Below are 24,137 nucleotides of genomic sequence, written 5' to 3'. Positions count from 1 at the left end.
GTAGCCGCGTCGTCTGCGATTCGGCGAGGTGGCACGCGACGTGCTAGCTTCACCGTAGAACGTCAGCTTGAGGTGTCGATATGCCCCCTTCAACGAGCTCTTGCGCTCCCCTACAACCGCGCCTGGTATTTACCGATCTCGATGGGACCTTGCTCGACCACGATACCTACGACTGGGAGCCCGCCAGCGGCTGGCTGGCACGGCTCAAGCAGGCGGGAGTCCCCGTCATCCCGGTGACCAGCAAGACCCGCGCGGAGCTTCTGTCGCTGCGACTCGAGCTCGGTCTTGGCGAGTGTCCATTCATCGCCGAAAACGGGGCCGTCATCGGCTTGCCCCCAGCCTGGCAACATGCGCGTCTCGACCGGGATCCGGCCAATGTCGATGGTTTGCAGATCAAGACGCCAAGCCTGGATATCGGCTTCATTCGACAACGCCTGGAAATCCTGCGTGATCGCCTCAATGTTCGCTTTCGCAGCATGGGGGACATGAGTCTCGAGGAGATAATGGAGGCTACCGGGCTGCCCGACCCCAAGGCCCGACAGGCACGGGTACGTGAAGGCAGCGAACCGCTCTTGTGGGACGACGGCGAGGACGCCCTGGAACGCTTCGTCGACGCGCTGGGCAACGATGGGCTGCGCCTGACACGCGGGGGACGGTTCTTCCATGTGATGGGTGACGTTGATAAAGGCGGGGCCCTTCACTGGCTTACCGAGCGCTTTGTATCGCTGCGCGGTCATCACCCGGTAACGCTGGGGCTGGGCGATGGCCCAAATGACATTTCGTTGCTCGAGGCAACGGAACTGGCCGTGCTGGTTCGCGGTCGGCATGGGCACGCGGTCGATGTCGACGCCAAGCGGCTCTATCGAACAGACGCCTATGGCCCACAAGGTTGGGCCGAAGGATTGGAACATTGGTGGGGGAGGGACATTCCCCCGTTAGCCAAGGCCGAGGAGGGCCATGCATGAGCGATTTCTATCAGAATGGAATCATCACCAATTTTCACAACTTGACCCGACGCCCTGTCGAGGCGCTCGAGGCGGATCTGGTGCGTTTCTCGATGCGCCGGCCGATGGGATTAATCCTGCCCTCGCTCTATGCCGAGCTCGAGGGACCGGCGTTGTCGCACATCGTCGACGAGCTATCCAAGGTACCTTATCTCTCCGAAATCGTGATCGGTCTGGACAAGGCCGACCGGGACCAATTCCTTCAAGCCCGTGAGTTCTTCTCTCGCCTGCCGCAGCATCATCGCATCCTGTGGCACGACGGGCCGAGGCTGCAGGCGCTGGATGAAGAACTCGCCGAAATGGGGCTGGCACCGTCGGAGCCAGGCAAGGGGCGTAACGTCTGGTACTGCTCGGGATATATCCAGGCTTCAAGGCGATCCGAGGCGGTCGCCCTGCATGATTGCGACATCGTGACCTACGACCGTTCGCTCCTGGCGCGATTGATCTATCCGGTCGCCCACCCCCAGTTCAACTACGAATTCTGCAAGGGCTATTACTCGCGCATCGCCGAGGGCAAGCTCAACGGCCGTGTGGCTCGCCTGATGGTTACTCCGCTGATTCGTGCCCTGAAGAAGATCTACGGGCCGCTGCCCTTCCTGGATTATCTCGACAGCTTCCGTTATCCGCTGTCGGGCGAATTCTCGATGCGGGCCGACGTGTTGGATGATATTCGCATTCCCAGCGACTGGGGCCTGGAGATCGGTGTTCTGTCTGAGGTTCACCGCAACTACTCGACCAAGCGCCTGTGCCAGGTCGACATCGCCGACATGTACGACCACAAGCATCAGCCGGTCTCCCAGGATGACCCGGGCGGCGGTCTCAATCGCATGAGCCTCGACATCGCCAAGGCGCTGTACCGCAAGCTGGCCACCCTCGGTGTCCAGATCAATGCCGAGAGTTTCCGAACCATCAAGGCCACGTACTATCGCATCGCCCTCGACCTGATCGAGACCTATGACAACGATGCCACCATGAACGGGCTCAAGCTCGACCGGCACAGCGAGGAGCAGGCCGTGGAGATGTTTGCCTCGAACATCATGGAAGCGGGTGAAGCCTTCCTCGACAACCCGCGGGACAAGCCCTTCATTCCCAGCTGGAACCGCGTACAGGCGGCGATTCCCGATCTCCTCGAGCGGATGCATGCCGCCGTCGAACTCGACAACAAGGGCAAGGTGTAGCGGGACAGAACGTAGCGTGAGAATCGGGATGCCGGGGCGGGGCTCATTGACCCGTGCCGGCAGGTTCCTCGCTTCCCATCACCTCGGACAACTGCCCCGCTTCCGGCAGGCCATGGGCGGCCTCGACCAACCCATCGCGCTGATAGAGCGTACTGGGTGTCGCCTGAAAGCCCAGGCTCTCGAAGAGCTGGTGGTTCTCGAGCAGGGCCACCTCCCACTTCCTGGGCAACGTCTCGAGCCATTCCACCGGTTCGCCATGATGATTGGCAATCAGGGCCGCGCTGGGGTCCTCCGCGGCGAGCAGCGATACTGCCTTGCGGGGGCTGTCGTGCTCGAGAATACCCACCATGATATGCCGAAGCTGGACCTTGCCGGCCTCGACCCAGGGTCGTGTCTGCTCCCAGAATTGGCGGCAGTAGGCGCAGTTGGGATCAGTGAAGGTGTATACGATTCGGGGCGCGTCCGTATCGCCGTCACGAATCCAGTGGCTGTTGCCCAGGTCTTGCCATAACTGGTTATCCTGCGGGGCGCGCACCAGGCGTTCGAGCGGGGCCAGCGACAGGTTGTTCCCTTCGGCATCCACCAGGTTGCCAACCACCGCATGCTCGCCATCCTCGGTCAGGTAGATGGCCATCTCCTGGCCCTGGTAGCTGGCGGCATAACCGGTGAGTCCGCCGGGGGCTTCGAAGGCGTCGTGGATGGTCAGCCCCTGGTCGGCCATGGCCTGAACGGGGGCCGGCCAGTCGGCAGCCAGTGCGGGGCCGGCGGTCAAGGCAACAAGCGCGGTAACGAGGCGTATCAACATGGGGTCTCCTGCCAAGGCAAAGCCGGTGCACAAAGGCCAACCATAGCATGGCGGGGCGGGCCAGGCTGGCCCCGCTTTGGGTTTGCCCTAAGCTGAATGCAGACCCACCATCGAGGAGCGACGCATGGAAGCGACGGCTGCGGCCCCCGAGGAGTCGATAGCGGGTGAGGAGGCGCTGTACTCGGTCACGGGCATGTGGTGCACGAGCTGCGCCCTGGCCATCGAGGCTGAACTACGGCGCCGCGCCGGCGTGGCCGAGGCGCGGGTCAACTACGCCACGGCCACGTTATGGGTCAGGGGTACCGCGGAGGGGATCGCGCAGGACGGCTTGGCGCGACAGCTCGAGCGCCTGGACTATGGCGTGGTGCCCCTGGCCGAGGTCGCCAGTGCCGAAGCCCGCCTGGAAACCGAGAGCCGGCTGCTGGTCATGCGCCTGCTGGTGGCGATGAGCTTTGGCATGTGGACGCTGCTGGCCTCACTGCTGATCTATGTGGATGCCATGGGTGATGCGCGTCTGGACAGGATTCTGGCGCTGGTATCGGGGGCGTTCGCGCTGCCGGTCGTCGTCTATGCGGCGCGGCCTTTCTATCGGGCCGCTTGGCGAACCCTGCTGGCACGTCGACCGGGCATGGATGTCCTGGTGTCACTAGGTGTCCTCGGGGCCATGCTGGTGTCGCTGTGGTTGCTGTGGCAGGGCGTCGTCGATGTCTATTTCGACACGGCCGTCATGCTGGTAACCCTGTTGCTGGCGGGGCGGCTGGTCGAAACGCTGGCCCGCTACAAGGGGCTACGGGCACTTGGCAATTTATATACGCCGCCTGATTCGGTCACACGCCTCGAGGCGGGTCGCTGGGTAGAGGTTCCACGCAGCACGGTGACGCACGGCGATCGTTTGCGGGTCGACACCCAGGATACCGTGCCTCTGGATGGCACGCTGATCGATGCCGAGGCACGCCTCGACCTGTCATCGGTGAGTGGTGAGAGTCGCCCGCAGCATCGGACCCGGGGCGATGCACTGACGGCAGGGTGCCGCAATCTTGGGCCTCCACTGACGCTTGAGGTCACGGCAGTCGACGGCGAGGGCTATCTGGATCGACTGCAGCGTCGCACGCTTGAGTTGCATGCCCGCAAGCAAGGCCTTCAACGCTTGGCCGATCGCTTTGCCGCCTGGCTGAGTCCCTTGGCCATGGTGCTGTCGGGGCTCGTATTGGCCGTACTGCTGCTGACTGGGTTACCCCCCGAGGAAGCCTTCGTGCGTGCGCTCTCGGTGTTGGTGGTCGCCTGTCCCTGTGCCGTGGGGCTGGCAATTCCCATGGTATTGCTCTCGGCCTCCGACCGGGCCGTGGCCCAAGGCATCGCGTTTCGTGATCTGACCGCACTGGAGAGTGCCGGTCAGGCACGCGCTGTGGCGTTCGACAAGACGGGCACACTGACCGAGACCGGCAGCGTGACACTCACTGCCATGGAAGCGGCCGAAGGCGTCGATGCGTCTGGATTGCTGACATGGGCAGCCCGACTCGAGGCGACGAGCGAGCATCCACTGGCCAGAGCCATTCGCCAGGCCGCCTGGCAGCGCGGCCTTCTGGCTGACGATAGCGAAACCATGCTCGAAGGTGCCCCTGGCGCTTTTAGGGATTCAGACGCCATCAAGGACGTGGCCGGGGCCGGCCGTGAGTGGCAGGAAGGCGGTGAGACCTGGCGCATCGGGCGTAGCGATTGGCTGAGCGCATGCGGCATTGAGGTGCCGGCGCTGGAGGGCAGCCCCCATCTCGAGGTTCACGTGGCATGTGGCCACCGCTGGTTGGGACGCTTGCTGCTCGACGATTCGACTGCGCCCGGTGCCGCGTTCCAATTGCAGCGCTTGCGCGATCAAGGACTGACGCTTGCCATGATCAGTGGAGATCGTCCCGACCGGGTACGGGAACTCGCTTCCCGTGTGGGATTGGCAACAGACGAGTGCTTTGCCGGGCAGACGCCTGAGGGTAAGGCGCGTCTGGTTGCAGCCTTGCCCAAGCCCAACGTGTTTGTCGGCGACGGGATCAATGACGTGCTGGCTTTGGCCACCGCCGAGGTGGGTATCGCGCCGTATCAGGCCACATCCCAAGCCCGGGACAGTGCGGCCATCCAGCTGCTCAAGCCCGGGCTGGATGGCGTAGTGCAGGCGTTGGCGCTGGCGCGGCGTGCCAGGCGCATCATGCGACAGAACCTGGTGCTGTCAGTGCTCTATAACGCCCTGGCGTTGGGCATCGTCGTGGCGATGCCCATACCGCCGCTGGTGGCGGTCCTGGCCATGGCGTTCAGTTCGCTGAGCGTGGTCGGTAATGCGGCGCGGCTCTCGCTTGGCAAGGCAGCGCCAATCCAGAGCGACGGGGACATGCCCCAGTTAGGGGCGTCACGTGCCCCGTTGCACCAGCCATAGGCTGCGGTAAGGGCGCAGCTCACGAACCTCGCTATCCCAAGGTGCATCCTCGAGCAGGTCGTACCAGCCTGGCTCGTCCAGCTCGGGGAGGTCGAGCGGCTGACGCTTGGCCGTCACGTTGTAGATGGCCAGCAGGCGACGCCCGTTGGGTAGTGGCCCGCGCTCGATGCATAGCAAGGTATCCGGGGTGTCGATGACTTGCTGCGGGGCTTCGGGATGGAAGCAGGGTTCCTGGCGACGCAGGTTGAGGCGCCGCTTCAGTGCCATGAATACTTCGCGGGTCGGGGTGTTGCGGCTATCCAGCAGCTCGTCGAGTTCGTCCATCTGCCAATGACGACGGTTGATCGAGCGCAACTGGCCACTGCGCTCGATGCCCTCATGGTCGTTGAGCGTGGCAGTCATGGAGTGGATGTAGACCGCCGGGATGCCCTGCAGCGCCATCATTAGATGCTGACTGCACAGGAAGCGTTCGGCCTGCCAGGGGTCCGGGCCGCGCCGGGTGCCCTTGAGCGCTTCGAAATAACCGATATTGATCTCGTACGGGGTATCCGTGCCATCCGCATTGGCCCGCATGCTGACGAAGCCACCGAAGCGATGCATGAGCTCGAGCAGGGAGTCAACTTCGTAATCGGGGAGCAGGCCCTCGAGCGCACGGACCCCGATGCCGTCATGACTCGCCGTAAAATTGAGATAGCTGCAGCCAGAAGGCAGGGCCGGCAGGCTACGCAGCCAGGTGGCCAGTGTCCCGGCTTCGCCGCTGGTCAGGGTATGCACCAGTAGCGGTGGCAGTGTGAACTGGTAGACCAGATGGGCTTCGTCGGGCATTTCCTGGTCTGGCGTCATGCGCTCAAGACCGAAGTAACTTAGGTTCTCGCGGTGCGGCACGTTGGTTTCAGTGATCAGCAGCGTGCCTGGGGCCAGATGGTCGACCACGGCACGCAGCAGGCGCACGATGGCATGGGTCTGGGGCAGGTGGATGCAGGTCGTGCCGACCTCTTTCCACAGGAAGGCGATGGCATCGAGGCGAATGATCCTGGCGCCCTGTTCGATATAGAAGAGCAGGATGCCGATGAACTCCAGCAGTACATCGGGGTTGGCGAAGTTGAGATCGATCTGGTCTTCGGAGAACGTCGCCCAGAGATGACGCTTGCCACGACGCGTCGCTACCGGCACCAGCAGCGGTGAACTGCGAGGACGAGTCACCGTGCTGAGGTCGGTCTCGGGGTCCATTTCGATGAAGTAGTCGCGCCCCGGTTGGGAGCCGGCCAGGTAATCGACGAACCACAGCGAATCGCGGGAGACATGATTGATCACCAGGTCGACCATCAGGTCCCGATGATTGGCCAGGTGGCGGATGTGAGACCAGTCACCGAGTTCCGAATTGACTTCACGATAATGGATCACTGAAAAGCCGTCGTCACTGCTCCATGGAAAGAAGGGCAGCACGTGCACACCACTGAATGTGTCGCCCAGGCGGGCTTCCAGAAACTCATCGAGCACCTTCAAGGGCGGCCTGTCACCGTCGAGCAGCGAGTCGCCGTAGGTGATCAGCCACTGATCGCGTTCACTCCATAGCGTGGCGGGCCGCTGGATCTTTTCCAGGGCGCTGGCATGGTGCGAAAGCAGGGTCTGAAGGCGACGAAGCGCCTCCTCGGTGCGAGGACCGTAGACATCGTTGAGACGCTCGCGGGCAACGTCGATGAACGCGGGCTCATCGAGACGTCGTCCAGGGGTCGGGGGAAGGTTGGCTGACATGGAGTCGCTCCGGGCTCGGGTGGGCGGCGGACGTTCTCATCGTCTTGCGATAGACGTGCCAGAAGCTCGTCCGGCACGTACAAGGCTGTGCGCCTATAACGCCAAACCGTTACAATACCTCGGTAAACTCCGCTTTTATATCCCGGGCCCCATCGATGCATTGTCCTTTCTGCGGTACGCACGACACCAAGGTGACCGATTCCCGACTGGTCGCCGATGGCGATCAGGTCCGCCGCCGCCGTCAATGCGCCGTGTGCAGTGAACGCTTCACGACCTACGAGACGGCTGAATTGATCATGCCCCGCGTGGTCAAATCCGACGGGTCGCGAGAAAGCTTCGACGAGGCCAAGCTGCGGGCCGGCATGTTGCGGGCCTTGGAAAAGCGTCCGGTGAGTGCCGAGTCGATCGAGGCTGCCGTGGAGCGCATGCGTCAGCGCCTGCGCGCCAGGGGCGAGCGAGAGATCCAATCACGCGAGATCGGTGAGGAAGTGATGCGGGCCCTGAAACGCCTCGACCAGGTAGCCTACATACGCTTTGCCTCGGTTTATCGCCGCTTTCAGGATATCGATGAATTCCGTGCTGAAATCGACCGACTCGCCCAGGAACCCCAGTTTCCGCCCAACGACGAGCAGTGAACATGCCCAAGCAGACCCATGAGACATGGATGGCCCGGGCGCTGACCCTGGCCCGCCACGGCCTCTATACCACCGATCCCAATCCGCGGGTCGGGTGCGTGCTGGTACGCGATGGCCATGTAGTCGGCGAGGGCTTTCATCGACGGGCCGGCGAGCCGCATGCCGAAATCAATGCGCTGCATGCCGCGGGCGAGGCGGCCAGGGGCGCAACGGCCTATGTCACGCTGGAACCCTGTGCCCATCATGGGCGTACCGGCCCCTGTGCCGACGCCTTGGTCGAGGCGGGCGTCGCGCGGGTCGTGGTCGCCATGCAGGATCCCAACCCCCAGGTGGCCGGCGCGGGCCTTGCCATCATGCGCGATGCGGGCATCGATGTGATAACCGGCATACTCGAACACGAGTCACGGCGGCTGAATCCCGGCTTCCTCTCGCGCATGGAGCGCGGCCGCCCGTTCGTGCGCCTCAAGATGGCGACCAGTCTCGATGGGCGCACGGCCATGCGCTCCGGTGAATCCCAATGGATCACGGGCCCGGCGGCCCGTACCGAGGTTCAGCGTTTGCGTGCCCGTTCGAGTGCCATCATCAGCGGGGTGGAATCGATCATCTTCGACAATTCGCGGCTGACGATTCGGCCCGAGCAGTTGCAGCTGGAGGAGGGTGAGGCAATCGCTCGGCGCCAGCCGCTGCGCGTGATCGTCGATACCCAACTGCGCCTGCCCTTGGCGGCGGCCTGCCTGCGTGAGCCGGGCCGCACCCTGATCGCCACATGCAGTGACGATGCCGAGCGACGCCAGCGTCTCGAATCGGCGGGTGCCGAGGTACTGATACTGCCCGCCAGTCCGGAAGGGCGGGTCGAGCTTGCATCGTTGCTCCGCTACCTGGCGCACGCTGAAGAGGCCAACGAAGTGCTGCTCGAGACCGGGGCGACATTGGCCGGGGCCATGCTCGATGCCGAACTGGTGGATGAGATCCATCTGTTCATGGCGCCGATCCTGCTGGGGGGCGAGGCTCGCCCGCTGTTCGCTCTGCCGGGCATGGAGCGCATGGATCAGCAGCGTAGCCTGGACATCGACGACATCCGCGCGGTTGGGCGCGACTGGCGCATCATTGCCCGCCCTGTGGCCGAGGCGCTGCGCTGACGCCCGACAGCGCGCCAGGGGCCTTCCTACTGGCGCCCGACGCCGCGCCAAGGTACCCTGAGCGCCGATTGCGCGGGGGAGCACCCCAGGCGGTACGCCTGAGGAGCGGATTCAGCGGTCATCACGCCCGCAACCACTGTTCGGAGTTTGCATGGTGAACGATGCGACGCAGGCATCCAGCCTGGCACGGGTCGAAGAGCTGATCGACGATATCCGCCAAGGCAAGATGGTGATCCTCATGGACGATGAGGATCGTGAGAATGAAGGCGATGTCATCATGGCGGCCGAGAAGGTCCAGGCCGAGCACATCAACTTCATGGCCCGGCATGCGCGGGGCCTGATCTGTCTGCCCATGACGCGGGAGCGTTGCGAGCGCCTCAAGCTACCGCTGATGGTGCGTGACAATGGCTCGGGCTATGGCACCAAGTTCACGCTTTCCATCGAGGCCGCCGAAGGCGTGTCGACGGGAATCTCGGCGGCTGACCGCGCGCGTACCGTGCAGGCCGCCGTCGCACGCGATGCGCGTGCCGAGGATATCGTACAGCCCGGTCACATCTTTCCGTTGATGGCCGAGCCGGGTGGCGTGCTGCGTCGTGCCGGGCACACCGAAGCCGCGTGCGACCTGGCCTCGATGGCCGGTCTCGACCCCAGCGGGGTCATCTGCGAGGTGATGAACGACGACGGCAGCATGGCGCGTCGTCCCGAACTCGAGCGCTTCGCCGCCGAACACGGCCTCAAGATCGGCACCATTGCCGACCTGATACACTATCGTATCCATAACGAGCAGACCGTCGAGCATCTCGAGGCAACACCGGTGGCCACCGCCTTCGGCGAGATGGTGCTGCACGTCTTTCGGGATCGCATCCAGGGGGCGCACCACCTGGCCCTGGTCAAGGGACGTCCCGACCCCGAGCAACCCACCACCGTTCGGGTGCACCTGGCCGATACGCTTCGCGACTTGCTGACCCTGTCCAAGCCGGATAGCCAGAGCTGGACGGCTCAAGGGGCGCTGGCCGAAATCGCCGCAGCCGAGCGAGGCGTTTTCGTTCTGCTCGATGACGGGCGGGAACACCAGGATTTCAAGGCGCAACTCGATGTTCTGCTGGAGCGAAAGCGGGCACCGCGCAGCAGCGAGTCCGATGGCGCCGGCAACTACCTGACCATTGGTACCGGGTCACAGATACTCCGGGACCTTGGGGTCGGCAAGATGCGTCTTCTCAGTTCGCCCTGGAAGTTCTCGGCATTGTCCGGTTTCGATCTCGAGGTCGTGGATCGTGTGAGTCCTTGATGTACTCTGGCGCGGCCCGGCTGTTATCGTGCAGTGTGGCGTCGTTCGTGGGGCGCGTCAGCCCCCTTTAGCACGTGCCGATCGTGGTGCGTTGTCGTTTAGCAGGATTGAAAACCATGCAACCTATCTCTCAAGTCGAAGGTGACTTCACCGATGTCGATGGCCGCTACGTGATCGTGGTGGGCCGTTTCAACCATCATGTGGTCGATAGCCTGGTCGAAGGTGCCATCGACAGCCTGGTGCGTCATGGGGTCGACAGCGAACGCATTGATATCGTTCATGTTCCAGGCGCCTGGGAATTGCCGCTGGCCGTCAAGCGGGCCTTGCGTGTCGTCAAGCCCGATGCGGTAATTGCCCTGGGGGCCGTGATTCGTGGTGGCACCCCGCATTTCGAATATGTCGCCGGAGGCTGCAACGCAGCCCTTGGCAACCTGCAGCTCGAATTCGATACACCGATTGCCAACGGCGTACTTACCGTCAATTCCATCGAACAGGCCATCGAGCGTTCCGGCACCAAGGCGGGCAACAAGGGGGCCGAAGCGGCCATGGCCGCCATGGAGATGGTCTCGTTGCTGCGCCATTTCGGGGGTGAGCAATGAGCCAGACGCGTCGCCAGCCTTCCAAGGCCCAGGAGGCACGTCGCGCCGCGCGAGAGCTTGCCGTCCAGGGGCTCTACCAATGGCAGATGACCGGCAAGCCGATCACCACGGTGGAAGCCGAGTTTCGCAGCCAGATTGCCGATGATGATCTCGAGGCACACGAGAACTGGCGCAAGGTCATGGAGATCGCCGACCTGGCACTGTTCCATGAATTGCTGATCAACGTGGCTCGCTTCCAGGCCGATCTGGACGCCAGCATCGAACCGTTGCTCGACCGCCGTATCCAGGATCTCGACCCGATCGAACTCGCCATCCTGCGCCTGGGTGCCTACGAGCTGTCCCGGCGTATGGAAGTCCCGTACCGGGCGGTGATCAACGAGGGGGTCGAACTGGCCAAATCCTTCGGGGCGACCGATGGGCACAAGTACGTCAACGGCATACTCGACAAGCTTGCCGCCCGGCTGCGCTATCAAGAGGTCAGCGCCCGTCGCTGACATGCCCGGACGATGTCTAGCCCGATGCCCAGCGAGTTCGAGCTGATCGCCCGATATTTCACACGGCAGCCAGGTGACGATGCTGTGCTGGTGGGCGTGGGGGACGATTGTACCCTGCTTCAGCCCGCCCCGGGGCGTTGCCTGGCTGTCAGTGTGGATACGTCCGTCGTCGATGTGCATTTTCCCGCTACTGCTCCGGCCTTTGCCATCGGCTATCGTGCCTTGGCGGTGAGCCTGAGCGACCTCGCGGCCATGGGGGCCGAGCCCCGTTGGTGTCTGATGGCGTTGACCCTGGAGACGGCCGGTGATCCGTGGCTATCCGAGTTCTCGCGTGGCTTCTACGAACTCTGCCAGCAAACCGAGGTCTCCCTGGTGGGGGGAGATATCACCCGGGGTCGTCTTAGCATTGGCGTGACCGTGCATGGTGAGCTTCCCCCAGGGCAGGCCTTGCGCCGCAGCGGGGCGCGCGCTGGCGATATCCTTGCCGTGACCGGCTCGTTAGGTGGCGGCTACGGTGGGTTGGTGGCCTGGCAATCGGGCGAACGCAACCTCGACGACCCGTTACTGGGCAAGTATCTGTTGCCCCGGCCCCGGGTCGAGGCTGGCGTCGTCCTGCGGTCGCTGGCGACGTCGGCCATTGACGTCTCGGATGGTCTGCTCGCCGACCTTCAGCACCTATGCGATGCCTCGAACGTGGGGGCCACCCTCGATGTCGCGGCACTACCCCTCACGCAAGGTTTGGTCGAACGTCTGGGGCCCAGCGAGGCTCAGCGTGCGGCACTGGGCGGCGGTGACGATTACGAATTGCTCGTCAGCCTGCCTGCGGCTAGCCTCGATGAGGCCTGCCAGCGGCTGGCGGAGCAGGGGTTGGCATTGACACCCATCGGCCGTTTCGACGAGACGCCGGGGGTGCGCGGCGTACCGGATACGCTGCCTGCTGGCTGGCTGCACTTTCAGGGAGAGACGCCATGAACCGTGCCCCGGCGAGCGTATGGCGCCGGCCGACGCACTTTCTGGCCTTTGGGCTGGGTAGCGGCGCCGTGCCCTGGGCGCCGGGTACGTTCGGTACCCTGGCGGCCATTCCCTTCTACTGGCTGCTCTCGGAGCTTCCGCTGGGTTGGTACCTGGGGGTGGTGGGCATCGCCATGCTGATTGGCATCTGGTTATGCGACAAGACTTCCCACGACCTGGGGGTACACGATCACTCCGGTATCGTCTGGGATGAGTTCGTCGGCTATTGGCTGACCATGGCGGCAGTGCCCTTCTCGTGGGAGGCTGCGCTGTGGGGGTTCGTCGTGTTTCGTATCTTCGATGTCTTCAAGCCCTGGCCCATCCGCTGGGCGGATCGTCGCGTCGCGGGCGGTTTCGGCATCATGATCGATGACGTGATGGCTGCCGTCTATGCATGGGGCACCATCCATCTTTGGCTGTGGCTACATTGAGCCAGGTACTAAAAGGTACCTGAGCCGGCAACGAGACCGGAATGACGGGAAAGGGAGAACCGGATGCGCAAGGGAGTGATCGCGGTCGTTGTAGTAGTGCTGCTTGCCGGGGGGTATGCCACAGCACAGTTTGTTTCCAGTCTGCTCTTCGAACGTGAGCTGTCCCAGACCATCGAGCGTCTCACGGAACGCAGCGATCTTGAGGTCCACCGGCGCGATGTCGAGCGAGGCTGGTTCGTTTCGCACGGCACGCTGTTGGTCGAGCCTCGGGTCGATCCGAGCTGGAACCTCGAAGTGCCCTATACGGTCCGGCATGGCCTGCTGACGACGCGGGCCACTGGCGAGCTGGTGCCGATCGACAGCGCCAGCAGGGAGCCACGAGTCGGTGATTCCCTGCCGGTCGCCGCGCCACGCTGGCACGCCGAGTATCGGACCCTGTCGGATGCAGTCGAAGCACGCATCGAGTTCGCTGCATTCGAATTCGTTCGGGACGGACGTGACATCGCCTTCCAAGGCGGCAATCTATTGATCGAAGCGGATGATGAGCAGGTGCAGGTCGACGCCCGCCTCGGGCCGCTCGATATTGCCCAGGGCGAGGAAACCCTTCACGTCGATCCCCTGAACCTCGAGACCCATTTCCGCATCGGAGACGACTCCCGCCCGCCACGCTGGATGCTGGAGACACTGCAGGTGTCTAGCCCAACCCTTGGCATCGATATCGATGTCACCGGCGAACTGCGCTTCTTGGGCGACGACTGGTCCGCATTCCGCATGACCGACCTCGAGAGTGAGGAAGGTCGACGGTACTGGCTGTCGCAGCTCGAAGGCTATTTCCGTTGGCCGGATCCGCCGGCGCTGGTCCTGTTACAGCTCGGCTTGCCACTGGCCACCGAGAGTCTGGATCTTGCCTTCGAGCAGGGCGAGGTCACCCTCAACGGACGTCCGATGAGTTCGCTTTATTAGGCCTGTCTGCGCTTTACAGGGCAACTTGGCTTGAAGTTGCCCTTGTCTGCCCGCATTGCAGTATCCAACGTTGTCCTTTGACTCCAGAGACAGGATGGATATGACCGAGCGCGACGACGAACTAAACGAGATCATTTCCGACGCCGCCGACGAGCACGGCGCCCAAGAGCAGCATGAATCGCGGGGCGCGATGGTTCCGGCCCAGGATTATCTACCCGAACGGCTCTATCTGCTGCCGATACACAACCGCCCCTTTTTCCCCGCCCAGGTACAGCCGCTGGTGATTCATCGCCCGCGGTGGGAAGAGACCATGCAGCGGGTGGCCAAGACACCGCACCATACGTTGGGGGTCGCGTTTGTCGGCGATACGCGGATCGAGGAGCTCGATCCCGACCAGTTCCCCGAGATCGGTACGGCCGTTCGTGCACATAAAGTGCAGGGGGAGGATGAGCAGATTCAGTTCATTGCCCAGGGCATGCGCCGCTTCCGTATCGTGCGCTGGTTATCCAGAAAGCCGCCGTACCTGGTCGAGGTGACCTATCCCAAGGAGCCGGTCAACGCCGAGGAGGACGAGACGCGGGCCTATGCCATGGCATTGATCAATGGCATCAAGGAGCTGCTGCCGATCAACCCGCTCTACGGCGAGGAACTCAAGCACTATCTCAACCGCTTCAGTCCTCACGAGCCCGGCCCGCTGACTGACTTCGCTGCCGCGATCACCTCGGCCAAAGGCGACGACCTGCAGGCCATCCTCGAAACCCTGCCTGTGATGGCGCGCATGCAGAAGGTACTGCCGCTGCTGCGCAAGGAGATTGAGGTCGCGCAACTGCAGAGCGAGATCAGCGAGCAGGTCAATGCGCAGATGCAGCAGCGTCAGCGCGAGTTTTTCCTGCGCGAACAGCTCAAGGTGATTCAGCGCGAACTGGGTATCTCCAAGGACGACCGTGAAAACGACGTCGACACGTTCCGCAATCGCCTCAATGAGCTGGACGTACCCGAGCGGGTGCAGTCACGCATCGACGATGAACTGGATAAACTCTCGGTACTCGAGACCGGGTCGCCCGAATACGGCACGACACGCAACTATCTCGATTGGCTGACCTCGCTGCCGTGGGGTATCACCAGCCAGGACCAGCTCGACCTGCAGCATGCCAGGGGCGTGCTCGACCGCGATCACGATGGTTTACAGGACGTGAAGGAACGCATCATCGAGTTCCTGGCCGAGGGCACCTTCAAGGGCGATGTGGGAGGCTCGATTCTGCTGCTTGTCGGCCCGCCAGGTGTCGGCAAGACATCGGTGGGTCGATCGATCGCCGAGGCCCTGGGGCGTGAGTTCTATCGCTTTTCCGTCGGCGGCATGCGCGATGAGGCCGAAATCAAGGGGCACCGCCGCACCTATATCGGTGCCATGCCCGGCAAGCTGGTGCAGGCCCTCAAGGAGGTCGAGGTCGAGAATCCGGTGATCATGCTCGACGAGATCGACAAGCTCGGCCAGTCGTTCCAGGGCGACCCCGCTTCGGCGCTGCTCGAGGTGCTCGATCCGGAGCAGAACGTCGATTTCCTGGACCACTATCTCGACGTGCGGCTCGACCTTTCCAAGGTGCTGTTCGTATGTACGGCGAATACCCTGGATTCGATTCCCGGGCCGCTGCTCGATCGCATGGAGCAGATTCGCCTGTCGGGGTATATCGCCGAAGAGAAGATGGCGATTGCCAAGCATCACCTGTGGCCCAAGCTGCTCAAGCGCGACAAGATCCCCAAGAAGCGTATCAATCTTACCGATGCGGCGTTGCGCCAGGTCATCGAGGGCTATGCTCGCGAGGCCGGGGTGCGCCAGCTCGAAAAGCAGTTGCACCGCATCGTGCGCAAGGCCGCCGTCAAGCTGCTCGAGAACGACGAGGAGAACGTCAAGGTTTCGGTCAACAACCTCGAGGATTACCTTGGCGCACCGTTGTTCCGCAAGGACGAAGTGCTCCGGGGAGAAGGGGTGGTGACCGGCCTGGCCTGGACCTCCATGGGTGGCGCCACCTTGCCGATCGAAGCGGGCAAGGTTCACGCACTGAATCGCGGCTTCAAGCTGACGGGCAAGCTGGGCGAAGTGATGCAGGAATCGGCCAATATCGCCTACAGCTACGTGCAGGGGCATCTGTCCGATTACGGTGCTGACGCCGACTTCTTCAACGATGCCTTCATTCACCTGCACGTTCCTGAAGGCGCCACGCCCAAGGACGGCCCCTCCGCCGGGGTGACCATGGCGACGGCATTGATCTCGCTGGCACGACACCAGTCGATCAAGCGGCGTCTTGCCATGACCGGTGAATTGACACTGACCGGGCAGGTCCTGCCGGTGGGAGGGATTCGCGAGAAAGTAATCGCTGCGCGCCGTAGCGATATCTTCGAGCTGATCCTGCCCGACGCCAACCGCCGCGATTACGAAGAGCTGCCCGATTACCTCAAGGAGGGCATGACGGTGCACTTCGCCAAGCGCTACCGGGACGTGGCGAAAGTCGTTTTCGATTGAGGTTCTTCGAGTTTCGGCTGAGATTCCCAGTATGGCCTCTCGCGCTCGGGCGTGACAGAATCTACGCCCGACTGGACACCTAGACCGTCAACGCCGATCGCGTGTCGGCCTGCGCCAACTTTACTGGCGCAGGCCGCGTCGCGTTCGTACAAAGACGGCGACACCGAGCACGAGAGGACACCATGCCCCAATACCGTTCCCGCACCACCACCGCCGGCCGCAACATGGCAGGCGCCCGCGCCTTGTGGCGCGCCACTGGCATGAAGGACGACGATTTCCACAAGCCGATCGTGGCGGTGGCCAACTCCTTCACGCAGTTCGTTCCAGGGCATGTGCACCTGAAGGATATGGGGCAGCTGGTGGCGCGCGAGATCGAGAAAGCCGGTGGCGTCGCCAAGGAGTTCAACACCATTGCGGTGGACGACGGCATCGCCATGGGGCATGACGGTATGCTCTATTCGCTGCCGAGTCGCGACATCATTGCCGACAGTGTCGAGTACATGGTCAATGCCCACTGCGCTGATGCCCTGGTGTGCATTTCCAACTGCGACAAGATCACACCGGGAATGCTGATGGCTGCCATGCGCCTCAATATCCCCGTTATCTTCGTCTCAGGTGGGCCTATGGAAGCCGGCAAGACCAAGCTGCTCGATCACGGGCTCGACCTGGTCGATGCCATGGTGATGGCGGCCGACGACAGCGTCGATGACGAGCTGCTGGCCGAGGTCGAGCGCAGCGCGTGCCCTACCTGCGGCAGCTGTTCGGGCATGTTCACGGCCAACTCCATGAACTGCCTGACCGAGGCGCTGGGCCTGGCGCTGCCGGGCAACGGCACCGTGGTGGCAACTCACACCGACCGTCGCCGCCTGTTCGAGACGGCGGGCCATCGCATCGTCGAGCTGGCCAAACGTTATTACGAAGGCGAGGAAGCGCATTTGCTGCCGCGGGCCATCGGCTCGCTGGCGGCATTCAAGAATGCCATGACCCTGGATATCGCCATGGGGGGGTCGACCAACACGATCCTGCACCTGCTGGCCGCTGCCCAGGAAGCCGAGCTCGATTTCACCATGACCGACATCGACCGGCTGTCGCGGGAAGTGCCGCAGTTGTGCAAGGTGGCGCCCAATACCCAGAAGTATCACATCGAGGATGTGCATCGCGCCGGTGGCATCATGGCGATTCTCGGCGAACTCGACCGCGCCCACGTGCTGGATACTTCGGTACCTACCGTCTACGGCGATACGCTCAAGGATGCGCTGGACGAGTGGGATATCATGCGCAACCCTTCTCCCGAGGTGGTGGAATTCTTCAAGGCCGGCCCTGGCGGCGTGCCCACCCAGACGGCCTTTTCCCAGAGCGCACGTTGGCCGAGCCTGGACGGCGATCGTGCCACCGGGTGTATCCGCGACCTGGAGCATGCGTTCTCTAGAGAGGGTGGGCTGGCCGTGTTGCGCGGCAATATTGCACTGGATGGCTGTGTGGTGAAGACGGCCGGTGTCGATGAGTCGATTCTCGTCTTCGAGGGCCCTGCCCATGTGGTCGAGTCCCAGGATCAGGCGGTCGAGCACATTCTTGCCGGCGAGGTAAAGGAAGGCGAGGTGGTGGTGATTCGCTACGAGGGTCCCAAGGGCGGGCCGGGCATGCAGGAAATGCTCTATCCGACCTCATATCTCAAGTCCAAGGGACTCGGCAAGGGCTGCGCCCTGCTCACTGATGGTCGCTTCTCAGGCGGCACGTCAGGCCTCTCGATCGGCCACGTGTCCCCCGAGGCGGCAGCCGGCGGGGCCATTGCGTTGATCGAGTCGGGCGACATCATTCGTATCGACATCCCGGCACGCACGATCAATGTCGATCTGCCCGATGAGGACCTGGCACGCCGTCGTGCCGCGATGGAGGCCCAGGGCAGTGGTGCCTGGAAGCCGAGCATCGAGCGCGAGCGCAAGGTGTCGGCCGCGTTGAAAGCGTATGCACTGCTTGCCACCTCGGCGGATAAGGGGGCGGTGCGCGATCTGTCGAAGCTCGACTGATCGGAGTGCATAGGCTTTCGAGGTGAGGCATGACGAGACCCGCGCCCAGGTGCGGGTCTCGCTTTTTTGTTGCGTATGCCCATAAGGCAAGGTGTTGAGTGGGCTCGGGACTCGGTCCAGACTAGTCATACTGTAAAGGTCCAGAAAGGACCCAGACCAAGGACGATTCTCAAACCAGACAAGGAGTAGGCATGACGGAGCATTTCTCGGTTGGCGTCGTGGGCTATGGGTTTGCCAGCCAGACCTTTCACGTTCCCCTGATCCAGTCGACCCCTGGGCTGGATCTGGTCGCGGTATCCTCGAGCGATGCAGGCAAGGTTCAGGCCGCGTTGCCGGGTGTCGAGGTCGAGGCGAAACCCCAAGGGCTTTTTGCCCGTGACGATATCGACCTGGTCGTCATCCCGACGCCCAACGAGACGCACTTTCCCCTGGCCAAGGCAGCGCTTGCGGCAGGCAAGCACGTGGTGCTCGATAAGCCCTTTACCGTAAGCGTCTCCGAGGCGCGTCAGCTCAAGGCCCAGGCCGAAGGGAACGAGTTGCTGCTGTCGGTGTTTCATAACCGTCGCTGGGATAGCGATTTCATGACGCTACGCGGCCTGCTCGCTGACGGTACCCTGGGGCGTGTCGTCAATTTCGAATCGCGTTTCGATCGCTTCCGCCCCGAGGTCCGCGATCGCTGGCGAGAGCAGCCCAAGCCGGGCGGGGGAATCTGGTACGATCTGGGGCCTCATTTGCTGGATCAGGCCCGGGAACTGTTCGGCATGCCTCGCGCCATCTTTCTCGATTTGGCCAATCGCCGCGACAATGCCAAGACCGATGACGATTTCCTGGCGCTGCTGGATTACGACAGTTTGCGGGTATCGCTCAAGGCGAGCGCCCTGGTCGCCGAGCCGACGCCGCGCTTCGCCGTGCATGGCACACGGGGTAGCTACGTCAAGTTTGGCCTCGACCCACAGGAAGACCGGCTCAAGGCGGGCGAGAGCCCGGCCCCGCAGTGGGGTGAGGACACCCGCCACGGTAGCTTGACCCTGCGTGACGGGGAGGACGAAGAGTCGCCCCTGGTAAGCCAGGAGCACCCCACGTTACCGGGGGATTACCTGGCCTATTATCAGGGAATTCTGGATGCGCTTCGTGGCGACGCGACCAACCCGGTCGAGACCGAAGGCGCCCTGGCCACCATGGTGCTGCTCGAGGCAGGCCTCGACAGCTATCGCCAAGGCCGCTGGGTCAAGCTCAAGGAAGGATCGCCCTCGAAGCGTATCGGCTAGCCGTGCGTTTATCGCGATGATCTTTTACCAAAGCTGGGGTCGGCTGATCTCGTTGCGCAGCCGGTCCCGCGCGATAAAAAGGGCGGCGATTGCCCGCGCCTCGTGAAAGTCCTCGCGCGCGAGCAATGAAGGCAATTCCTCGATGGCGTGGGTCTCGACGATCAACGGTTCCGGCTCGTCGCCGGGCAGGCGTTTTTCGTAGAGATCCGTCGCCAGCATGACCTGCATGCGATGACGCATGTAATTGGGCGCAAGCGACAGTTCGACCAGGGGCTCGATATTGTGGGCGCCCACCCCGCACTCTTCCATCAATTCACGGTTCGCGGCAGTGACGATGTCTTCGCCGGGGTCGACCAGTCCCTTGGGCAGGGTCAGCACGTAATCCTCGAAACCGGCCGCATACTCGCGAATCAGCAGCACGTGATCCGGATCGGGCATGGCCACGATCATCACCGCGCCGTTATCGGTACCCATGAGGCGCTCGAAGGTTCGCTCGGCGCCGTTGGAAAACCGCAGGTCGAGCGACTCCACACGGAACAGCTGGCTACGAGCGACTTCGCGTTGCGAAAGAATGCGCGGTTTTTCATGAGAGTGGGACATGGGGCCTCCGGCCAAGCAGTGCTGTGTTGCCTATCCTGATGATCCCGTACAATAGCACTCACTTTCTCTATTGCGGAGCCTATGGCCGATGATCGACTGGCGCGCCATCGATACCGTGTTGCTGGACATGGACGGTACCCTGCTGGACCTGCATTTCGATAGCCATTTCTGGCTTGAACATTTACCGCGCCGTTATGTCGAACTTCACCGACTCGACGAAGCCACCCAGGAAGAGGTCCGGGCGCGTATCCTTCGAGAGCAGGGCACGCTCAACTGGTATAGCCTGGCTTACTGGAGCCGTGAACTGGGGGTGGATATCGTTGCTCTCAAGCGCGAGGTACAGCATTTGATCGGCTTGCGTAGCGACGCCCTGGATTTCCTCAAATGGCTCAAGCGGGCCCATCCCCGCGTCGTGCTGGCCACCAATGCCGACCGGGAAAGCCTGGCACTCAAGCTGCCATTGACCGGCCTCGAAGAGTATCTGGACGCGATCGTCTCATCGGCGGATGTCGGCGTGGCCAAGGAGGCTCAGGAGTTCTGGTTTGCGCTTCAGGAGATCGAGCCCTTCGACCCACAGCGCACCCTGTTCATCGACGACAACCCTGTCGTGCTCGAGAGTGCCCGCGAGTTCGGCATCCGGCATCTGCTGGGCATCAAGCAACCCGATAGTAAGCGCCCCGAGCGCGAACTCGAAGAATTCATCGCGCTGGACCGTTTCGCCCCGCTCATGCAAGGCGAGCGACCGCGCCCCTGAGGTGACGATGGAAACAGTAAGACTCGATAAATGGCTTTGGGCCGCTCGCTTCTTCAAGACCCGCGCCTTGGCCAAGAAGGCCGTTGAGGGCGGTAAAGTGCAGTACAACGGGGCCCGCGCCAAGACCAGCAAGAATGTAGAGTTGGGCGCCCTGATCAAGGTACCCCAAGGCTGGGATATCTGGGAGGTCGAAGTCCTTTCGCTGTCGGATCAGCGGCGAGGCGCGCCGGAGGCCCGCGCGCTCTATCAGGAGACCGAGGGAAGCCAGGTGCGCCGCGAGCGCGAGGCCGAACGCCGTCGGTTGGCCAACCAGGCCATGCAACAACCCGCACATCGACCGGACAAGAAACAACGCCGTGAACTTCAACGCCTGCAGCGCCAGGGAGAAGAGTGAATCATGACCGATCAGATCCAACGCTTTCTATTCGATGAAACCAACGTGCGTGGCGAGGTGGTGGGGCTCGAACAGGCCTATCGGGACGTGCTCGACAAGCACGCCTATCCGGCCCCGGTCAATGCCTTGCTGGGCGAGCTGCTGGCCGCTGTGGCCCTGCTGACCGAGACCGTCAAGCTCGACGGTACGTTGAGCGTGGAAGTGCGCGGCGACGGCGCCCTTTCGTTATTGATGGCCGAGTCCAACCCCGGCGGCGAATTGCGGGCGATCGCCCGGCTATCCGAACAACAGGTCCTCCCCAGCGAGACCGGGGATTTCCGTGACCTGCTCGGTGACGGGCGCATCGTGATTACCCTGGATCCGCGTGGAGGCAATCGCTATCAGGGCATCGTGGCCCTCGAAGCCGCGTCGCTGGCGGGGTGTCTGGAAGACTACTTCTCCCGCTCCGAGCAGTTGCCGACTCGCCTATGGCTCTCGGCGGATGGGCAGCGTGCCGCCGGCCTGCTGCTTCAACAGCTACCGGACGATGCCAACAGCAAGGACCCTGATGCCTGGGAGCGTACCGTTCATCTGGCCTCGACGCTTCGCGACGAGGAGTTGCTCGGCCTGGATCAGCGGGAGTTGCTCTACCGCTTGTATCACGAGGAAACCACACGGGTCTTCGATCCCAAGGCGTTGCGCTTCGGCTGCACCTGCTCGCGCGAACGGATCGCCCAGGCACTGCATGGCCTCGGTGAAGACGAACTGCGCAGCATCCTCGAAGAGCAGAAGGCCATCGATACCCAGTGTCACTTCTGTCACACCCCGTATCACTTCAGCGCCGCCGATATCGAGGCCCTGATCGATTCTCCGGATGCGCCTGCGCCGATCCTGCATTGAGTGTCGATGGGTCCCGACTACAGAAAACACCCTCGAAATCGCATTATGTAGTAGTAAAACTACAAGAAAATCAGGCAACTTCAGCGTTTTCCATTTGCCAGGTTTTTGCCATAATGCAGACCCGAGTTGCTCGGTCGATGAGCTACACCAGAAATGGGACCACCCATCCATGTCGGCCGGGTTCATTGTATTGTCCCGTAACGAACGCCGCGGGCTAACGAGAGAGAATCGGCCGCCAGGCCAAGGACACGACCATGACCATGACCCATGCTGCCGCCAACAGGGAGGGCGCCGCGCAGATGGCAAGCCCCAGAATTCAAACCAACCTGACCAGCGCCGAGCTGGTCGAGCATGCCATTCGTTTGGGCGAAGGCAATCTCGCCGCCAATGGCTCCCTGGTGGTGAAGACAGGCAAGCGGACCGGCCGCTCCACGGCGGATCGCTTCATCGTCGACGAACCGTCCACCCGCGATCAGATCGACTGGGGAAGCATCAATCGACCCTTTGCGGCCGATAAGTTCGACGCGTTGTGGTCTCGGGTCGAGGATTATCTCGGAGAGCGCGATCACTACGTCGCGGAACTCCACGTCGGTTCGGATCCGCATCATTACCTGCCGATCCGCGTGAATACTGAAACGGCGTGGCACAACCTTTTTGGGCGCACCATGTTCGTACGCCCCGAATCCTACAATCCTGCGGGCAAGGATGAGTGGACCATCATCAACGCGCCGCACTTCGTATGTGAGCCTGCGCGTGACGGCACGAATTCAGAATCCACCGTCATCATCAGCTTTGCGGCTCGCAAGGTGCTGATCGCCGGTATGCATTACGCCGGTGAAATGAAGAAGGCCATGTTCTCGGTGCAGAATTTCCTGCTGCCCGAGGCCGATGTCCTCCCCATGCATTGCAGCGCCAATGTGGGTGACGACGGCGAGACGACCCTGTTTTTCGGTCTTTCAGGCACTGGCAAGACTACGCTGTCTGCCGATCCGGCACGTTACCTGATCGGCGACGACGAGCATGGCTGGGGCGAAGGCACCGTTTTCAACATGGAAGGCGGTTGCTACGCCAAGTGTATCGACCTCTCTGCCAAGAACGAGCCGATCATCTGGGATGCCATCAAGTTCGGTGCCGTACTCGAGAACGTGGTGCTCGATGCGCAACGCGAGCCGGACTATACCGATGATCGCCTGACGCAGAACTCCCGGGCCGCTTACCCGCTCGAACACGTCGAGAAGCGGGTGGAGGAGAACCGTGCCGGTGAGCCCAACGCGATCATCTTCCTGACCTGCGACATGAGCGGTGTGTTGCCGCCGGTCTCGGTCCTTTCCAAGGAAGCGGCGGCGTATCACTTCCTGTCGGGCTACACCGCCAAGGTGGGCTCCACTGAAATGGATTCGTCGTCGAATCTGGAAGCCACGTTCTCAACCTGCTTCGGTGCGCCGTTCTTCCCGCGTCCGGCCAGCGAATATGCCGATCTGCTGATTCGTCGTGTCGAGGCTTATGGCTCGCAAGTCTATCTGGTCAATACCGGCTGGACCGGCGGTAGCTACGGCGAAGGTGGATCACGCTTTTCGATACCCACTACCCGCGCGATCATCGCTGCGATTCAGTCCGGTGCACTGCGTGATGTCGAGACCAAGACCATCGAGGGGCTCAACCTCGAGGTTCCGGTCGAGGTACCAGGTGTCGATACGCAACTGCTCGACCCGCGCGAGACCTGGGCGGACCGCGACGCCTACGATCGCCACATGGCGGAACTGATCGGCAAGTTCGTCGATAACTTCGAGAAGTTCTCTGGTGTCGACGAGGCGATCGTCAAGGCAGGCCCTCGGCTGGCCTGATCGCGATAGGGCGGTTGCCGAACGAACCTCGGCGGCCGCCGACGGTCAAACGGGGTGAGTCATTGACTCACCCCGTCGTTTTTTACGTCATTCGCAGGTATTGCCGCGTCGGATGGCAGGGAGTCATGT

General features: G+C 62.6%; 21 protein-coding genes. 18 read left to right on the top strand and 3 right to left on the bottom strand.

Annotated features, from left to right (window positions below):
• The first annotated feature begins 80 nt into the window (after positions 1-80).
• Together JH15_RS04735 and JH15_RS04730 are read left to right on the top strand one after the other, a co-directional pair.
• Positions 81-965, top strand: coding sequence for an HAD-IIB family hydrolase (locus JH15_RS04735; protein ID WP_043527481.1), 885 nt, complete (start codon positions 81-83; stop codon positions 963-965).
• On the top strand, positions 962-2,182 hold the full coding sequence (locus JH15_RS04730) for a glycosyltransferase family protein (protein ID WP_043527480.1): 1,221 nt from the start codon (positions 962-964) through the stop codon (positions 2,180-2,182). Before JH15_RS04735 ends, JH15_RS04730 begins: the two co-directional genes overlap by 4 nt.
• Positions 2,183-2,225: 43 nt before the next feature.
• Here the strand turns inward: JH15_RS04730 and dsbG are convergent, their stop codons facing one another.
• A complete protein-coding gene (gene dsbG / locus JH15_RS04725; protein WP_043527479.1) occupies positions 2,226-2,987 on the bottom strand; it encodes a thiol:disulfide interchange protein DsbG in 762 nt (253 codons plus the stop codon).
• A gap of 124 nt (positions 2,988-3,111) precedes the next feature.
• Between dsbG and JH15_RS04720 the strand changes: the two genes are divergently transcribed.
• Positions 3,112-5,406: a heavy metal translocating P-type ATPase gene (locus tag JH15_RS04720; RefSeq protein WP_231566369.1), complete on the top strand. Its 2,295-nt coding sequence runs from the start codon at positions 3,112-3,114 to the stop codon at positions 5,404-5,406.
• On the opposite strand, the gene JH15_RS04715 is transcribed toward JH15_RS04720, so the two are convergent.
• Entirely contained in the window at positions 5,380-7,161 is a 1,782-nt protein-coding gene (locus JH15_RS04715) for a sugar phosphorylase (RefSeq protein WP_043527477.1), read from the bottom strand. The genes JH15_RS04720 and JH15_RS04715 overlap by 27 nt on opposite strands.
• 155 nt (positions 7,162-7,316) lie before the next feature.
• Here JH15_RS04715 and nrdR point away from each other — a divergent pair, with 155 nt between their 5' ends.
• The 11 genes from nrdR (at position 7,317) to JH15_RS04660 (ending at position 19,537) form a co-directional block, all read left to right on the top strand.
• Positions 7,317-7,796, top strand: a complete 480-nt coding sequence (gene nrdR / locus JH15_RS04710) for a transcriptional regulator NrdR (protein WP_043527474.1) — start codon at positions 7,317-7,319, stop codon at positions 7,794-7,796.
• Positions 7,797-7,798: 2 nt separating this feature from the next.
• Positions 7,799-8,935 carry a bifunctional diaminohydroxyphosphoribosylaminopyrimidine deaminase/5-amino-6-(5-phosphoribosylamino)uracil reductase RibD gene (ribD, locus tag JH15_RS04705; RefSeq protein WP_043527472.1) on the top strand — a complete coding sequence of 379 codons (1,137 nt, stop codon included), beginning with the start codon at positions 7,799-7,801 and terminating at the stop codon, positions 8,933-8,935.
• Between the two features lie 151 nt (positions 8,936-9,086).
• A complete protein-coding gene (gene ribBA / locus JH15_RS04700; RefSeq protein WP_043527470.1) occupies positions 9,087-10,223 on the top strand; it encodes a bifunctional 3,4-dihydroxy-2-butanone-4-phosphate synthase/GTP cyclohydrolase II in 1,137 nt (378 codons plus the stop codon).
• 116 nt (positions 10,224-10,339) lie between these two features.
• A complete protein-coding gene (gene ribH / locus JH15_RS04695) occupies positions 10,340-10,822 on the top strand; it encodes a 6,7-dimethyl-8-ribityllumazine synthase (RefSeq protein WP_043527467.1) in 483 nt (160 codons plus the stop codon).
• The gene (nusB, locus tag JH15_RS04690) at positions 10,819-11,316 is read left to right on the top strand and encodes a transcription antitermination factor NusB (RefSeq protein ID WP_043527464.1); all 498 of its coding nucleotides are present in this window, start codon (positions 10,819-10,821) and stop codon (positions 11,314-11,316) included. The genes ribH and nusB overlap by 4 nt, the downstream gene beginning before the upstream one ends.
• A gap of 24 nt (positions 11,317-11,340) precedes the next feature.
• Positions 11,341-12,288 carry a thiamine-phosphate kinase gene (thiL, locus tag JH15_RS04685; RefSeq protein ID WP_043527461.1) on the top strand — a complete coding sequence of 316 codons (948 nt, stop codon included), beginning with the start codon at positions 11,341-11,343 and terminating at the stop codon, positions 12,286-12,288.
• Entirely contained in the window at positions 12,285-12,758 is a 474-nt protein-coding gene (locus JH15_RS04680) for a phosphatidylglycerophosphatase A family protein (protein WP_043527458.1), read from the top strand. The genes thiL and JH15_RS04680 overlap by 4 nt, the downstream gene beginning before the upstream one ends.
• A 63-nt stretch (positions 12,759-12,821) precedes the next feature.
• Complete coding sequence (locus JH15_RS04675; protein WP_043527455.1) at positions 12,822-13,721, top strand: DUF945 family protein; 900 nt, start codon at positions 12,822-12,824, stop codon at positions 13,719-13,721.
• Positions 13,722-13,821: 100 nt separating this feature from the next.
• Positions 13,822-16,242 (top strand): endopeptidase La, encoded by a 2,421-nt coding sequence (gene lon, locus JH15_RS04670; protein WP_043527453.1) that lies wholly within the window; start codon positions 13,822-13,824, stop codon positions 16,240-16,242.
• A gap of 182 nt (positions 16,243-16,424) precedes the next feature.
• Complete coding sequence (gene ilvD / locus JH15_RS04665; RefSeq protein WP_043527451.1) at positions 16,425-18,269, top strand: dihydroxy-acid dehydratase; 1,845 nt, start codon at positions 16,425-16,427, stop codon at positions 18,267-18,269.
• 191 nt (positions 18,270-18,460) lie between these two features.
• The gene (locus JH15_RS04660; protein WP_043527449.1) at positions 18,461-19,537 is read left to right on the top strand and encodes an oxidoreductase; all 1,077 of its coding nucleotides are present in this window, start codon (positions 18,461-18,463) and stop codon (positions 19,535-19,537) included.
• Between the two features lie 24 nt (positions 19,538-19,561).
• Here the strand turns inward: JH15_RS04660 and nudE are convergent, their stop codons facing one another.
• On the bottom strand, positions 19,562-20,137 hold the full coding sequence (nudE, locus tag JH15_RS04655) for an ADP compounds hydrolase NudE (protein WP_043527447.1): 576 nt from the start codon (positions 20,135-20,137) through the stop codon (positions 19,562-19,564).
• Between the two features lie 88 nt (positions 20,138-20,225).
• Between nudE and yrfG the strand changes: the two genes are divergently transcribed.
• The 4 genes from yrfG (at position 20,226) to JH15_RS04635 (ending at position 24,008) form a co-directional block, all read left to right on the top strand.
• The gene (gene yrfG / locus JH15_RS04650; RefSeq protein ID WP_043527445.1) at positions 20,226-20,891 is read left to right on the top strand and encodes a GMP/IMP nucleotidase; all 666 of its coding nucleotides are present in this window, start codon (positions 20,226-20,228) and stop codon (positions 20,889-20,891) included.
• Between the two features lie 7 nt (positions 20,892-20,898).
• Positions 20,899-21,285: an RNA-binding S4 domain-containing protein gene (locus JH15_RS04645; RefSeq protein ID WP_043527443.1), complete on the top strand. Its 387-nt coding sequence runs from the start codon at positions 20,899-20,901 to the stop codon at positions 21,283-21,285.
• A 3-nt stretch (positions 21,286-21,288) separates the two neighbouring features.
• Entirely contained in the window at positions 21,289-22,164 is an 876-nt protein-coding gene (gene hslO, locus JH15_RS04640; RefSeq protein ID WP_043527441.1) for an Hsp33 family molecular chaperone HslO, read from the top strand.
• 254 nt (positions 22,165-22,418) lie between these two features.
• The gene (locus JH15_RS04635; RefSeq protein ID WP_422730547.1) at positions 22,419-24,008 is read left to right on the top strand and encodes a phosphoenolpyruvate carboxykinase; all 1,590 of its coding nucleotides are present in this window, start codon (positions 22,419-22,421) and stop codon (positions 24,006-24,008) included.
• Positions 24,009-24,137: the final 129 nt, after the last annotated feature.

The sequence above is a fragment of the Litchfieldella xinjiangensis genome, assembly GCF_000759345.1.
Classification (GTDB): Bacteria; Pseudomonadota; Gammaproteobacteria; order Pseudomonadales; family Halomonadaceae; genus Litchfieldella_A; species Litchfieldella_A xinjiangensis.
Note: the sequence above shows the minus strand (reverse complement) of the source record. Positions and strands in the feature narration are given on the sequence as shown.

Coding starts and splice junctions, on each gene's coding strand:
- JH15_RS04735 (WP_043527481.1), top strand. CDS start 81: ATGCCCCCTTCAACGAGCTCTTGCGCTCCCCTACAACCGCGCCTGGTA.
- JH15_RS04730 (WP_043527480.1), top strand. CDS start 962: ATGAGCGATTTCTATCAGAATGGAATCATCACCAATTTTCACAACTTG.
- dsbG (WP_043527479.1), bottom strand. CDS start 2,987: ATGTTGATACGCCTCGTTACCGCGCTTGTTGCCTTGACCGCCGGCCCC.
- JH15_RS04720 (WP_231566369.1), top strand. CDS start 3,112: ATGGAAGCGACGGCTGCGGCCCCCGAGGAGTCGATAGCGGGTGAGGAG.
- JH15_RS04715 (WP_043527477.1), bottom strand. CDS start 7,161: ATGTCAGCCAACCTTCCCCCGACCCCTGGACGACGTCTCGATGAGCCC.
- nrdR (WP_043527474.1), top strand. CDS start 7,317: ATGCATTGTCCTTTCTGCGGTACGCACGACACCAAGGTGACCGATTCC.
- ribD (WP_043527472.1), top strand. CDS start 7,799: ATGCCCAAGCAGACCCATGAGACATGGATGGCCCGGGCGCTGACCCTG.
- ribBA (WP_043527470.1), top strand. CDS start 9,087: ATGGTGAACGATGCGACGCAGGCATCCAGCCTGGCACGGGTCGAAGAG.
- ribH (WP_043527467.1), top strand. CDS start 10,340: ATGCAACCTATCTCTCAAGTCGAAGGTGACTTCACCGATGTCGATGGC.
- nusB (WP_043527464.1), top strand. CDS start 10,819: ATGAGCCAGACGCGTCGCCAGCCTTCCAAGGCCCAGGAGGCACGTCGC.
- thiL (WP_043527461.1), top strand. CDS start 11,341: ATGCCCAGCGAGTTCGAGCTGATCGCCCGATATTTCACACGGCAGCCA.
- JH15_RS04680 (WP_043527458.1), top strand. CDS start 12,285: ATGAACCGTGCCCCGGCGAGCGTATGGCGCCGGCCGACGCACTTTCTG.
- JH15_RS04675 (WP_043527455.1), top strand. CDS start 12,822: ATGCGCAAGGGAGTGATCGCGGTCGTTGTAGTAGTGCTGCTTGCCGGG.
- lon (WP_043527453.1), top strand. CDS start 13,822: ATGACCGAGCGCGACGACGAACTAAACGAGATCATTTCCGACGCCGCC.
- ilvD (WP_043527451.1), top strand. CDS start 16,425: ATGCCCCAATACCGTTCCCGCACCACCACCGCCGGCCGCAACATGGCA.
- JH15_RS04660 (WP_043527449.1), top strand. CDS start 18,461: ATGACGGAGCATTTCTCGGTTGGCGTCGTGGGCTATGGGTTTGCCAGC.
- nudE (WP_043527447.1), bottom strand. CDS start 20,137: ATGTCCCACTCTCATGAAAAACCGCGCATTCTTTCGCAACGCGAAGTC.
- yrfG (WP_043527445.1), top strand. CDS start 20,226: ATGATCGACTGGCGCGCCATCGATACCGTGTTGCTGGACATGGACGGT.
- JH15_RS04645 (WP_043527443.1), top strand. CDS start 20,899: ATGGAAACAGTAAGACTCGATAAATGGCTTTGGGCCGCTCGCTTCTTC.
- hslO (WP_043527441.1), top strand. CDS start 21,289: ATGACCGATCAGATCCAACGCTTTCTATTCGATGAAACCAACGTGCGT.
- JH15_RS04635 (WP_422730547.1), top strand. CDS start 22,419: ATGACCATGACCCATGCTGCCGCCAACAGGGAGGGCGCCGCGCAGATG.